This window comes from Rhodococcus sp. NPDC059234 (assembly GCF_042754225.1).
Taxonomy (GTDB): domain Bacteria; phylum Actinomycetota; class Actinomycetes; order Mycobacteriales; family Mycobacteriaceae; genus Rhodococcus_G.
Window position 1 is genome coordinate 1 of record NZ_JBHZAH010000137.1, and the last position, 11,982, is coordinate 11,982.

Consider the following 11,982-nt stretch of genomic DNA (forward strand, 5'->3'; position numbering starts at 1 on the left):
CTCCGTACCACGAAGGGACAGACAATGTTCGACACGACAGTGCTCGACACCCGCACCGCCCGGCGGGGACTCATGGCGACCGCCGCAGCCCTGCTCATGCTCTCCGCGGGCGCGGGCATCGCCGCCGCGCAGACGCCGCCCCCGGACTTCGGGTTCGGCGCACCCGTGGCCAGTGCGCCCGCGAACGGTCAGCCCCCGGCCGGCACCTCCGGCTCGAACGGCAATGTAGCCATCGGCGGTGTCAACGTCGGCCCACTCGGCGTCGGCGGCATCGGGGCGGGCCCCGGCGGGGTCGACCTCGGCAACGGACCGAACCTTCCCGGACTGCCTCCCGTGAAATAGGGACCCGGGTGTAAGGAACTGCGGCGTCGCGCCGATACAGCAAGTACGTGAGGAGGGCACCATGTCGAAGACAGTCACCACCGGCGGGCGTCGCGTCACGGTCCTTGCCGACGACGGAGTTCCGCTGGCCGTCAGCGAGTTCGGCAGCCCCGACGCCCCGGTCACCGCGGTGTTCGTACACGGGCACTGCCTGCGGTCGGAATCCTGGTATCTGCTCCGAGCGTTCCTCGAGCGGGCCTGCGGGTCCGGCGTGCGGATGGTGTTCTACGACCACCGCGGGCACGGCGAATCGGGGCACGCCGCACCCTCTACTTATACGATCGACCAGCTCGGTCGCGACCTGGACGCGGTGCTCGCGGCGGTGGTCCCGAGCGGGCCGGTGGTGCTCGTCGGGCACTCCATGGGCGGGATGACCGCGCTCGCATACGCGCGGCAGAACCCGACAGCGGTCGGGGCGAGGCTGGCCGGGATCGCCCTGATTTCCACCGCCGCGAACGGGCTCGCCGACGTGGGGCTCGGGCGACTGTTGCGCAGTCCCGCGGTGTTGCTGTTCCATGCAGCGGTGCGGTGGGCCCCGCGCGTCACTGCCGGCTCGAAGCGCGTGAGCTGCCGAGTGTGCACGGGCGTTGTTCGCGTCGCGGGCACCGGCAACCGCAACGTCGACCCGCGGGTGGTGGCGCTGGCGGCGGCGATGGTCAACGACACCTCCGTGGTGACGATGTCCAGTTTCCTCAAGTCGTTCGCCGAGTTCGACGAATCCGGCTCGGTGCCTGCGCTCGCCGGTGTCCCGGCCCTCGTCGTCTGCGGCTCCGCGGACCTGATGACACCGTTCGAGCACTCCGAGGCCCTCGCGGCGAGGTTGCCGGGCTCCGAACTGGTCCGCATCGAGGGCGCCGGCCATTCGGTGATCCTCGAGCGGGCACCCGAGGTTGCCGCCGCGATCGGCGGCCTGCTCGCCAGGGCCGCCCGAGACGGCGCCGCCGCCCAGGATTCGCGGATGGTCGTCGCGAGCTGAGCCGACCGACTACAGGTCGCGGGCGTTGACGACCCCGCTGTGCATGGCGCGCTCGGCCAGGCGCACCCGCTTCTGGTTCTGGGGCAGGTCCTCGACGCCGAACTTGGTGAACAGCGCGCGCAGGTGCGTCTTGACGGTGTCCACGCTGAGGAACAGTTCCGACGCGATCTGCTGGTTCGACGCCGGATTGGCGAACGCGGCCCCGTGCTTGTAGGGCCGGCACAGCGCCAGCAGCACCGACCGCTGGGTGTCGGTGAGCGAGCGAACGTTCGGGGTGCTCGCGGCGACCATCGTCGCCTCGTCGGTCGCGGCTCCGAACTCGTCGTAGGTCAGCATGGTCGCGCCGATCCGGATGCTGTCGCCGTGCCGCAGTCTGCGCCTGCCGTGGATCCGGTCGCCGTTGACGAAGGTCCCGTTCCGCGACAGTCCGTCGTCGACGATCGTCCAGTGCGTGTCGACGCACTCGAGCACCGCGTGCAACCGCGAGACCTCCTCGTCGGTGGTCAAGGGCAGACCCGAGGCGGGCGATCGACCCACGGTCACCCGCGGCTGGTCGAGGGTCAGGGACAGCATCTGCTGCCGACCCTGACCGTCCGAATAGACGAGTCGGCACTCGGCGACGCGTTCGATGGTCACGTGTCCATCGTGCTCCCGGCTACGGGGAGGCGCCAGTCCGGAGGTCGCGGTTCAGAAGAGCGCGCCACCGCCGAATGCGGCGCGGTGCGACACCGGTTGGCGCCCGTCCACATCGATGACGCCGTACTCCAGTGCCGTCTCCGCGGTGATCAGCGTGCGGCCGCTGCGCTCACCGACCTTCGGGTCGTTCGCCAGCGCGACGACGACCCGCCCGATGAACTCGGGTGTCTCGGCGTCGTCGAGGGAGAAGCCCTCGAAGCTCTTCATGCCGCTGGCGACCATCCGCTCGTTACGCACCAGCCCCGGCCAGAAGCTGAGGGTGGTGACACCGGTGCCCTTCAGCTCGACGGCCATGTCGGCGGCCATCTTGTCCAGTCCCGCCTTCGACATGCCGTACAGCACCGAGTGCAGGTAGCCGCGGGTGCCGAACGACGAGACGTTGCCGATCAGGCCGGAGCCGCGCGGCACCATCAGCCTCGCGGCCTCGACGGCGGCGACGTAGTGTGCCCGCAGTCCCAGCCCGATCAGTGCGTCCCAGTCGCTGACCGGTCGCTTCCAGAACGGTTGCGAGAATCCCGCGTACCCGTCGGACGGGCCGGCCCAGACGTTGTTGATCAGCAGGTCCAGTCGGCCGCCCTGCTCCCCGGCGATGCGGGTGAACAGCTTCTCGATCTGACCGTCGTCGCTGTGGTCGCACTGCACCGCGATGCCGCGGCCGCCGCGTTCGGCGATCTCGGCGGCGGTGCGGTCGAGGGCGCCGCCGGTCCCGACCTCCCCGCGGGCGGTGACGTACACGGTCCAGCCGTCCGAGCCGAGCGCGAGGGCGATGCCCTTGCCGACGCTGCGGCTGGCGCCGGTGACCAGCGCGACGCGGTTGTCTCCGCTGCTCATCGCGCCGCCTCCGCGAAGGCGCCCTCGGTGATCACGGCGTCGTCGGGCAGCGGGCGCACCATCGACCAGGTCTCGGTGAAGTGGCACTTGGACATCTTCCAGTCGCCGTCCTCGAGGCGGTACTCGTCGTCGTACTCGCCCGTGCACAGCTTCTCCGTGCGGTCGAGCAGGTTCAGTTGCCGGAATCGCAGCGTCCACCGGCCGGTCGCCGTGCCCTCGCCGGTCAGTGTGATCTCGGGATGCATGCCGTGGTGCATGTCGAAGATGACGTGTTTGCCGTCGACGGTGTGCAGGGCGACCTTGGCGAAGATCTCGGCCATCGGGTCGGCGTCGTCGAAGGCCCCCAGCGCGCCGTAGTCGATCCTCGCGCCCGAGGCGACGAAGCATGCGCGAAACGTCTCGGGGTCCTTGCCGTCGCAGGCCCGCCAGTACCGGTACTTGAGCGTCTTGATCGCCTCGATCTGCTCGAGGTCGTCGATTCGCCGGGCGAGGTGTTCGTTGGTCTGTGGCACAGGGTTCGTCCCGTCCTCGGTGTCGATGATCCGTACTCGGGTCGAGCCTAGGGTGTCCGCGGTCACAGTCGCAGCGGGTTCTCTTCCGGCGCGGCGCCCCTACTCCTGATCCGCGGCCGACTCGGCCAGAGCCGCATCCAGGGTGCCGCCGAGCACGCACGCGGTCAGTTCACCGAGTGCCGGGTCCTCGTCGAGGTGTTCGTCGGCACGCATCGCGAGCATGATGTTGACGAGCATGCCCTGCGCGATGAATTCGCGCGCCTTCTCCGGCGTGCATCCGGTGCGGTCACGGATCTGGGTGTAGATCTGCGACATCGTGGATCTGGCCTGGGCGCCGATCTCCGGGGTGCCACCCGCGCTGAAGCCGTGCATCATCACCAGCAGCAGGTCCTGGTCGGAGATGAGCCCGCCGTATGCAGCCCCGAGTTGAGCCCAGAACTCGTCGCTGTCCGGGTCGATGACCATCTTGTCGAGTTCGGCGTCGAAGGTCTCGACGATGCGGGCGAGCGCCCGCGCGAAGACCTCACGGAACAGTTCCGCCTTGGTGCCGAACATCCGCACCACGTACGGCTGGGAGACACCGGCCTCCCTGGCCACGGCATCGGTGCTGGTCCCGGCGTATCCGCCGCGAGCAAATGCCCGGGACGCCGCGGCGAGGACGAGCTCACGCCGGTCCGCCGCGTTCATCCGGGTGGCGGGCTGGGAACCGCGTGTCGCAGACATGTTGACAGGTTATCACTCGATGCCTTAGCGTCGAGGAAGTTAAGTAATCATTCGATGCTTACAAGCCGGGACCGACAACCCGGACGTCCACTACGTGCTCCGATCCAGGAGAAGTGATGACCACAACTACCGATCAGTTCGACGTACTGGCGCCGCCCGTGGAGGGTCGCCGACGTCGCACCGTGCCGATCTGGCTGGCGATGCTCGCGGCCTCCCTGCCGATGTTCATGGCCACCCTCGACAACCTGGTGATGACCAGTGCGCTGCCCGTCATCCGGGCCGACCTGAACGCGACGGTCGGGCAGTTGCAGTGGTTCCTCAACGCCTACACACTCGCCTTCGCCACCCTCATGCTCTCCGCCGCCACCCTCGGTGACCGGTGGGGCAGGCGGCGGCTGTTCCTCTACGGCATCGCCGTCTTCACCGCAGCGTCGATCGCGTCGGCCCTGGCCACCACGCCGGCGATGCTGATCGCCGCGCGTGCGGTCCAGGGTGCGGGCGCGGCTGCGATCATGCCCCTCTCGCTGACGCTGCTGGCCGGCGCGGTCCCGGCGTCGAAGCGCGCCCTCGCCATCGGTGTCTGGGGCGGGGTGTCCGGGCTCGGGGTCGCGCTCGGCCCGGTGGTCGGCGGCGCGGTGGTCGACGGCGTCTCCTGGCAGGCGATCTTCTGGCTCAACGTGCCGGTCGCACTGGTGGCGGTCCCGCTGGCGCTGTACGCGCTCGGCGAGTCCCGGGGCCGGCGTCAGCGACTCGACCTGCTCGGCGTGCTCCTCGCGGGAGTCGGTGTCTTCCTGGGGGTCTGGGGGATCGTGCACGGCAACGACGACGGCTGGACCTCGGCGGCGACGTTGGGCGTGCTCGGCGCCTCCGTACTCGCCCTCGTCGCATTCGTCGTCCGCGAGCTGCGCGCCGACAACCCGGTGATGCCGATGCGGCTGTTCCGCTCGCGCAGCTTCTCGATCGCGAACGTCATCGGACTCGCATTCACCCTCGGCATGTTCGGCGCGGTCTTCCTGTTGGCGCAGTACCTGCAGATCGTGATGGGGTACACGCCGTTCCAGGCCGGACTGCGCACCCTGCCGTGGACGGCCGCGCCGATGGTGGTCGCGCCGATCGCGGGCATCCTGGCGCCGCGGGTGGGACTGCGGGTGCTACTGGTCGCCGGTCTCGCGCTGCAGGCCGCCTCGCTCGTGTGGATGTCGGTGGTGCTCGAGCCCGGCGCCACCTACGGCGAGATGATTCCGGCGTTGCTGATGGCCGGGGTCGGGATGGGGCTGACGTTCGCGCCCAGCGCGACCGCGGTGCTGGCGGACATGGCCGAGATCGACCACGCCACAGCGAGTTCCGTGAACTCCACGATCCGGGAGATCGGTGTGGCGCTCGGCGTCGCGACCCTCACGGCGGTGTTCCTGGCCAAGGGCGGCAGCCTCACCCCGGCCGGCTACGCGGACGGATTGCAGCCCGCGCTGCTGGTGGGTGCGGCCTCGGTCGCGGTCGCGTTGGTCGTCGCGATGTTCATGCCGGGGCGGGGCCGGGAATCGGTCTAGCCGGCCGATTGCATCACACCCCTGTTGTCGTCGTCCCCCGAGCGTTGCGAGTGCAGCGCCGGGGGGCGGCGGCAGCGGGGGTGCGTTCGTGGGTGGGGAGTCAGGGCTGGCCGGGGAACGCCACGGTCGGGGGCGTCACACCGAGCACCGCGCGCCACCGAGCGCCACGCAGGACCGACTCGGTGAGCGCGTCCACGCCCATCGCGCGCGTCGGCTCGGACTGGGCGCGCTCGATCACCGACCGCCACGCGACCGCGGTGTCCACCTCCACCTGTGCGGCCAGCTGGATGGCCGTGGTCGGATCGGTGACCGGGAAGGGGAGGGTGTACCCGGCCTCGGATCCGGGGGCGGTGACACTCGCCGCGGCGAGCGCGTCGGCGGTCGCGTCGCGACGGGCCCGGTGTGCCGCGGCGTCGGCCGAAACCTGCGCGGCGCGTGTGGGATTCGAGAAGGCCGCGACGATGCCGTAGGCGTAGACGGCGGCGTGTTCGGCCTTCAGCGCATCGACGAGGGCGCGCTGCTCCGGACCGATCGTGGCGGAGGCGGACGTGGTGGGGGAGGTCATGGCAGCAACACCGCCTGCTGCGCGGCGACGGCCGCGCTGATCGAGCCGAGCAGTCCGGCGCGGTAGCCGTCCAGTCGGCGGGCGAGATCTGCTGCACCGCGCTGCGATTCGGCGAGCTGGGTGCGCAGTTGGTCGACGGTCGGCGGGGGAGCGGCGGGGCCGCTGGTCGTCGGCGCCGCGGCGGCCGTGACGGAGCTGGTGCTCGCGCCGGCCGCTCGTGCGATCTCCGTCGCCAGGGCGTCGGCATGGGCGGTGCGCTCGTTGGCGATCACGGCCAGCGCGCCGGCGCGCTCCGGCGCCAGCGCGGTGGCGGCGGTGGCGGTCTCGGCGTCGCGCCGGGCGGCGGCCGCTGCGACGAGTAGGGGATCCGGTGCGGGTGGTGCGTCGTCGTTGCCTGCGCCGCAACCGGCGGTGGCGCCCGCGGCTGCGAGCCCGAGGACCGCAGCGCCGACCCGAATTGCGGCGCGCCGGGACAGTGGTGACGAGACGACGGCTGCTGGCACGGGCCCCATCTTGTCAGGTGCCGGATCGAGCGGGTGGACCCAGGCTGGTCACCGAGCCGCCGAATGCGCGATATCCTTAGGGTTCGCGCTACAGGTTTGTGATCCGACCACAACTGAACGAGGAGCTCTACTGATGCCGGTTCCGTCGAAGGAGAGGGTGTTCGAGCTCCTCTCCGATCTGGTGCACCGCCAGGGATACGACCTGGAGGGCGTGTCGGTCACGCAGGCCGGCAAGCACAGTGTGGTCCGGGTCGTCGTGGACAGCGATGCCGGTCTCGAGCTGGACGCGGTCGCCGAGCTGAGTCGCGTGGTCTCCGAGGTCTTCGACGCTGCACCCGAATTCGGTGAGGCGCCGTACACCCTCGAGGTCACCTCGCCCGGCATCGACCGGCCGCTCACCGAGCCGCGGCACTGGCGCCGCGCACGCGGCCGCAAGGTGCTCGTCGAGCTTTCCGACGAGAAGGTGCTCGGACGTGTCGGAGCACTCGGTGACGGCGTGGTCGAGTTGGTGGTACCCGGCAAGGGTGGTCCGGCGGTTCGCGAGATCGTCCTCGGCGATGTCGCGAAAGCGGTAGTGCAGGTGGAGTTTTCGCCACCGAATGCCAGGGAGCTCGAGCTTGCGGGCGGCGTGGCCGACGGGCGCGTGGTGCCCACCGAGGTCGACGCAGCCGAGATCGACGACGACACGGATCACGACGAGGACGACGGCACGGACGAGCCGGGCGCGAACGAGACAGACGAAGAATTTCAGGTAGAGGGGTAGACAAGTGCATATCGAAATGTCGGCGCTGCGGGCGATCGAGGACGACAAGGGCATTCCGGTCGACACGATCATCGAGACCATCCAGAGCGCCCTGCTCACCGCCTACCGGCACACCGAGGGCCACCAGCCGCACGCGCGGATCGACGTCGACACCCGGACCGGTCTGGTCCGGGTGATGGCGCGCGAGGTCGACGCGGACGGCAACCGGGTCGGGGAGGAGTGGGACGACACCCCGGAGGGCTTCGGCCGGATCGCCGCGACCACCGCCCGTCAGGTCATCCTGCAGCGCCTGCGCGACGCCGAGCACGAGAAGAGTTTCGGCGAGTTCTCGACCCACGAGGGTGAGATCGTCGGCGGCGTCATCCAGCGCGACACCCGTGCCAACGCCCGCGGCATGGTCGTCGTGCACATCGGCAGCGAGGCGAACGGCGCCGAGGGCATGCTGCCCGCGGCCGAGCAGGTCCCCGGCGAGACGTACGAGCACGGCGAGCGCATCAAGTGTTACGTCGTCGGCGTGACCCGCGGCCAGCGCGGCCCGCAGATCACCCTCTCGCGTACCCACCCGAACCTGGTGCGCAAGTTGTTCGCGCTCGAGGTGCCGGAGATCGCCGACGGATCGGTCGAGATCGTCGCGGTCGCGCGCGAGGCCGGCCACCGGACCAAGATCGCGGTCGCGTCGCGGGTGCAGGGGCTCAATGCGAAGGGCGCGTGCATCGGCCCGATGGGACAGCGCGTGCGCAACGTGATGAGCGAACTGGCCGGCGAGAAGATCGACATCATCGACTACGACGAGAACCCGGCCCGGTTCGTCGGCAACGCGCTGTCGCCGTCGAAGGTGGTTTCGGTCACGGTCGTCGACGCCGATGCGCGCGCCGCCCGCGTGGTCGTGCCCGACTTCCAGCTGTCGCTGGCGATCGGCAAGGAGGGGCAAAATGCCCGGCTGGCCGCCCGCCTGACCGGGTGGCGGATCGACATCCGCAGCGACGCCGCGCCCGCCTCCGACGCGCCGTCCGGACCTGCGCCGACGCGTGTCTAGGGGCGGCATGCACGGTTCGGTCGGCAACAGCGGTAGAGTGGTCAATGGCTCAGCATGAGTTTTCGGCGCAGTCGCGTGTGCGTACCGGGTTTCCGGTTCGTACCTGCATCGGGTGCCGGAAGCAAACGCTGGCCGCTGATCTGCTGAGGATCGTGGCACGTCAGGTCCAGTCGGAGGGCTGGGTACTGGTGCCCGATCCCGGGCGCAGGCTTCCCGGTAGAGGTGCGTGGTTGCATCCCGACCGGAAATGCCTGATCCAGGCGGAGAAGCGCCGAGCATTCGGCAGAGCGCTGCGAGTGTCCGGAAGCCTGGACACGGCGGCTCTCCACGCCGAGATCGATGGTCCTGCGATCACCGATCCCGCCGTCGAGTCGCACCCACAACAGAGCGGTACGTAGATAGCGCAGTACCGCTCGAGAAGAGTCAGGCAAACACACTCATGAGCACACCGTGAAGCACCAGCGATGATCGTCCATCGGAGTTAACCCGAGGTCGTGCGGGCACCAAGCCGCGCTCGACCTCTCAGTGAGGAGAGCAGTGGCAGGCAAGGCCCGCGTGCACGAGTTGGCCAAGGAACTCGGTGTCACCAGCAAGGAACTACTCGCAAGGCTCAAGGAGCAGGGCGAGTTCGTGAAGTCGGCGTCCTCCACCGTGGAGGCGCCAGTCGCGCGGCGGTTGCGGGAGTCGTTCCCGTCCGCCAAGTCGTCGGCACCCGCCGCCGAGGCGACGTCGACCGCCCCGGCGCCCAAGCCCGGCGGCCCCCGTCCCGGACCCAAGCCGGCGGCTCCCGCCCCGGCTCCGGCCCCGGCGGCACCCGCAGCGGCGGCCCCGGCCGCACCGCAGGTGGTACCCGCCCCGGCAGCACCGAAGGCGACGCCCTCGGCTGCGCAGCCCGGCCCCCGTCCGGCAGCACCCGCACCGGCACCCGCCCCCGCGGCACCGGTTGCCCCCGCGGCCAGCGCCGCGCCGGCACCCGCACCCGCCCCGGCGGCTCCGGCCGCCGCAGGTCCGAAGCCCGGTGGCCCGCGCCCCGGTCCGAAGGCGCCGCGCGTCGGTAACAACCCGTACTCCTCGGCCCCGGCCGAGCGTCCCGCGCCGCGTCCGGCCCCGGGCGCACCCCGTCCGGGTGCCCCGCGTCCGGCCCCCGGCCAGGGCGGTCCCCGTCCGGCTCCGGGTGCCCCGCGTCCCGCGGCAGGCCCCGGCGGTCCGCGTCCGGCCCCCGGCCAGGGTGGCCCGCGTCCGAGCCCCGGCTCGATGCCCCCGCGCCCGAACCCGGGTGCCATGCCCGCACGGTCGGCGCGTCCGGCTCCCGGTGCAGGTCGCCCCGGCGGCGGTCGTCCCGGCGGTCCGGGTGGTCGTCCCGGCGGCGGTGGCGGCGGCTACCGCGGTGGCGGCGCCCCCGGTGCCGGTGCAGGTGCAGGCGCTCCCGGTGGAGCTCCCGCAGGCGGATTCCGCGGTCGTCCCGGTGGCGGCGGTGGCCGTCCCGGCCAGCGCGGGGCCGCGGCAGGCGCGTTCGGTCGCCCCGGCGGCGCCGTTCGTCGTGGCCGTAAGTCGAAGCGGGCAAAACGCGCCGAGTACGAGAGCATGCAGGCTCCCGCAGTTGGTGGCGTCAGGCTGCCCCGCGGCAACGGCGAGACCATCCGTCTCGCTCGCGGCGCGTCGCTGTCCGACTTTGCGGACAAGATCGATGCGAACCCCGCAGCACTCGTCCAGGCGCTGTTCAACCTGGGCGAGATGGTCACGGCCACGCAGTCGGTGAACGACGAGACCCTCGAGCTGCTCGGCGGCGAGATGAACTACGTCGTCCAGGTCGTCAGCCCGGAGGACGAGGACCGCGAGCTGCTCGAGTCGTTCGACCTCACCTACGGCGAGGACGAGGGCGGCGAGGAAGACCTCGAACAGCGTCCGCCGGTGGTCACCGTCATGGGTCACGTCGACCACGGCAAGACCCGACTGCTCGACACCATCCGCAAGGCCAACGTCCGCGAGGGCGAGGCGGGCGGCATCACCCAGCACATCGGTGCCTACCAGGTGCTGACCGAGCTGGACGGCAACGAGCGTCTGGTGACCTTCATCGACACCCCCGGTCACGAGGCCTTCACGGCAATGCGTGCCCGCGGTGCGAAGGCCACCGACATCGCGATCCTCGTGGTCGCGGCCGACGACGGTGTCATGCCGCAGACGGTGGAGGCGATCAACCACGCCCAGGCGGCCGACGTGCCGATCGTGGTCGCGGTGAACAAGATCGACAAGGAGGGGGCGAACCCCGACAAGATCCGTCAGCAGCTCACCGAGTACGGCCTCGTCACCGAGGAGTACGGCGGCGACACCATGTTCGTCAACATCTCGGCCAAGCAGGGCACCAACATCGATGCCCTCCTGGAAGCGGTGCTGCTGACCGCGGATGCCTCCCTGGATCTGCGGGCCAACCCGGACATGGACGCGCAGGGTGTCGCCATCGAGGCGCACCTCGACCGTGGCCGCGGCCCCGTCGCGACCGTGCTCATCCAGCGCGGAACGCTGCGGGTCGGCGACTCGATCGTGGCGGGCGACGCGTACGGACGCGTTCGCCGCATGGTCGACGAGCACGGCGAGGACGTCATCGAGGCGCTGCCCTCGCGGCCGGTTCAGGTCGTCGGCTTCACGTCGGTCCCCGGCGCAGGCGACAACCTGCTCGTGGTCGACGAGGACCGGATCGCCCGGCAGATCGCGGACCGTCGCAATGCTCGCAAGCGCAACGCGATGGCCGCCCGCAGCCGCAAGCGGATCAGCCTCGACGATCTCGATGCAGCGCTCAAGGAGACGAGTCAGCTCAACCTGATCCTCAAGGGCGACAACTCGGGCACCGTGGAGGCGCTCGAGGAGGCCCTGCTCGGCATCCAGATCGACGACGAGGTGCAGTTGCGCGTCATCGACCGCGGTGTCGGTGGCGTGACCGAGACGAACGTGAACCTGGCCTCGGCCTCGAACGCGATCATCATCGGCTTCAACGTCCGGGCCGAGGGCAAGGCAACGGAGCTGGCGAACCGCGAGGGCGTCGACATCCGGTACTACTCGGTGATCTACCAGGCCATCGACGAGATCGAGAAGGCGCTCAAGGGCCTGCTCAAGCCGATCTACGAAGAGGTCGAGCTGGGCAAGGCCGAGATCCGCGCCATGTTCCGGTCCTCGAAGGTCGGTAACATCGCCGGCTGTCTGGTCACCGCCGGGTCGATCAAGCGCAACGCGAAGGCACGCCTCGTCCGCGACAGCGTCGTGGTGGCGGAGACGATCACCATCTCCTCGCTCAAGCGGGAGAAGGACGACGTCACCGAGGTCCGCGAGGGCTACGAGTGCGGTCTGACGGTCACCTACAACGACATCAAGGTCGGTGACGTGATCGAGGCGTACGAGCTGCGCGAGAAGCCGCGCGACTAGTAATCGCGAGAACCGGTGTGGGTCCCGCGGGC

Annotated in this window: 13 protein-coding genes; 7 read left to right on the forward strand and 6 right to left on the reverse strand. The window is 70.4% G+C overall.

The window, feature by feature from the left end; translation table 11 throughout:
* Positions 1-342 (forward strand): hypothetical protein (locus ACFXGJ_RS21550; RefSeq protein ID WP_378624538.1); only part of this gene is annotated, 342 nt, incomplete at its 5' end.
* A gap of 61 nt (positions 343-403) precedes the next feature.
* Positions 404-1,357 carry an alpha/beta fold hydrolase gene (locus tag ACFXGJ_RS21555; protein ID WP_378624541.1) on the forward strand — a complete coding sequence of 318 codons (954 nt, stop codon included), beginning with the start codon at positions 404-406 and terminating at the stop codon, positions 1,355-1,357.
* A gap of 9 nt (positions 1,358-1,366) precedes the next feature.
* Here the strand turns inward: ACFXGJ_RS21555 and ACFXGJ_RS21560 are convergent, their stop codons facing one another.
* The 4 genes from ACFXGJ_RS21560 to ACFXGJ_RS21575 form a co-directional block, all read right to left on the reverse strand.
* Positions 1,367-1,993, reverse strand: a complete 627-nt coding sequence (locus tag ACFXGJ_RS21560) for an FHA domain-containing protein (protein WP_378624545.1) — start codon at positions 1,991-1,993, stop codon at positions 1,367-1,369.
* Between the two features lie 51 nt (positions 1,994-2,044).
* Positions 2,045-2,884 carry an SDR family NAD(P)-dependent oxidoreductase gene (locus ACFXGJ_RS21565; RefSeq protein ID WP_378624547.1) on the reverse strand — a complete coding sequence of 280 codons (840 nt, stop codon included), beginning with the start codon at positions 2,882-2,884 and terminating at the stop codon, positions 2,045-2,047.
* Positions 2,881-3,396, reverse strand: a complete 516-nt coding sequence (locus ACFXGJ_RS21570; RefSeq protein ID WP_378624549.1) for a nuclear transport factor 2 family protein — start codon at positions 3,394-3,396, stop codon at positions 2,881-2,883. The genes ACFXGJ_RS21565 and ACFXGJ_RS21570 overlap by 4 nt, the downstream gene beginning before the upstream one ends.
* A 99-nt stretch (positions 3,397-3,495) precedes the next feature.
* The gene (locus ACFXGJ_RS21575) at positions 3,496-4,119 is read right to left on the reverse strand and encodes a TetR/AcrR family transcriptional regulator (protein ID WP_378624552.1); all 624 of its coding nucleotides are present in this window, start codon (positions 4,117-4,119) and stop codon (positions 3,496-3,498) included.
* 116 nt (positions 4,120-4,235) lie between these two features.
* Between ACFXGJ_RS21575 and ACFXGJ_RS21580 the strand changes: the two genes are divergently transcribed.
* A complete protein-coding gene (locus tag ACFXGJ_RS21580) occupies positions 4,236-5,666 on the forward strand; it encodes a DHA2 family efflux MFS transporter permease subunit (RefSeq protein WP_378624553.1) in 1,431 nt (476 codons plus the stop codon).
* A gap of 100 nt (positions 5,667-5,766) precedes the next feature.
* Here the strand turns inward: ACFXGJ_RS21580 and ACFXGJ_RS21585 are convergent, their stop codons facing one another.
* Both ACFXGJ_RS21585 and ACFXGJ_RS21590 read right to left on the reverse strand, forming a co-directional pair.
* A complete protein-coding gene (locus ACFXGJ_RS21585; RefSeq protein WP_378624555.1) occupies positions 5,767-6,231 on the reverse strand; it encodes a ferritin-like domain-containing protein in 465 nt (154 codons plus the stop codon).
* Positions 6,228-6,743: a hypothetical protein gene (locus ACFXGJ_RS21590; RefSeq protein WP_378624557.1), complete on the reverse strand. Its 516-nt coding sequence runs from the start codon at positions 6,741-6,743 to the stop codon at positions 6,228-6,230. The genes ACFXGJ_RS21585 and ACFXGJ_RS21590 overlap by 4 nt, the downstream gene beginning before the upstream one ends.
* A 124-nt stretch (positions 6,744-6,867) precedes the next feature.
* On the opposite strand from ACFXGJ_RS21590, the gene rimP reads away from it, so the two are divergent.
* The 4 genes from rimP to infB all read left to right on the forward strand — a co-directional run bounded on the left by rimP (position 6,868) and on the right by infB (position 11,950).
* Positions 6,868-7,497, forward strand: coding sequence for a ribosome maturation factor RimP (rimP, locus tag ACFXGJ_RS21595; RefSeq protein ID WP_378624559.1), 630 nt, complete (start codon positions 6,868-6,870; stop codon positions 7,495-7,497).
* Between the two features lie 4 nt (positions 7,498-7,501).
* Positions 7,502-8,533, forward strand: a complete 1,032-nt coding sequence (nusA, locus tag ACFXGJ_RS21600; RefSeq protein WP_378624561.1) for a transcription termination factor NusA — start codon at positions 7,502-7,504, stop codon at positions 8,531-8,533.
* Positions 8,534-8,577: 44 nt separating this feature from the next.
* The gene (locus ACFXGJ_RS21605; protein WP_378624563.1) at positions 8,578-8,931 is read left to right on the forward strand and encodes a YlxR family protein; all 354 of its coding nucleotides are present in this window, start codon (positions 8,578-8,580) and stop codon (positions 8,929-8,931) included.
* Between the two features lie 139 nt (positions 8,932-9,070).
* Positions 9,071-11,950 carry a translation initiation factor IF-2 gene (gene infB, locus ACFXGJ_RS21610; RefSeq protein WP_378624565.1) on the forward strand — a complete coding sequence of 960 codons (2,880 nt, stop codon included), beginning with the start codon at positions 9,071-9,073 and terminating at the stop codon, positions 11,948-11,950.
* Positions 11,951-11,982: the final 32 nt, after the last annotated feature.

Bases quoted from the DNA above. Each gene is read 5' to 3' on its own strand.
- ACFXGJ_RS21555 (WP_378624541.1), top strand. From the start codon at position 404: ATGTCGAAGACAGTCACCACCGGCGGGCGTCGCGTCACGGTCCTTGCC.
- ACFXGJ_RS21565 (WP_378624547.1), bottom strand. From the start codon at position 2,884: ATGAGCAGCGGAGACAACCGCGTCGCGCTGGTCACCGGCGCCAGCCGC.
- ACFXGJ_RS21575 (WP_378624552.1), bottom strand. From the start codon at position 4,119: ATGTCTGCGACACGCGGTTCCCAGCCCGCCACCCGGATGAACGCGGCG.
- ACFXGJ_RS21580 (WP_378624553.1), top strand. From the start codon at position 4,236: ATGACCACAACTACCGATCAGTTCGACGTACTGGCGCCGCCCGTGGAG.
- ACFXGJ_RS21585 (WP_378624555.1), bottom strand. From the start codon at position 6,231: ATGACCTCCCCCACCACGTCCGCCTCCGCCACGATCGGTCCGGAGCAG.
- ACFXGJ_RS21590 (WP_378624557.1), bottom strand. From the start codon at position 6,743: ATGGGGCCCGTGCCAGCAGCCGTCGTCTCGTCACCACTGTCCCGGCGC.
- rimP (WP_378624559.1), top strand. From the start codon at position 6,868: ATGCCGGTTCCGTCGAAGGAGAGGGTGTTCGAGCTCCTCTCCGATCTG.
- ACFXGJ_RS21605 (WP_378624563.1), top strand. From the start codon at position 8,578: ATGGCTCAGCATGAGTTTTCGGCGCAGTCGCGTGTGCGTACCGGGTTT.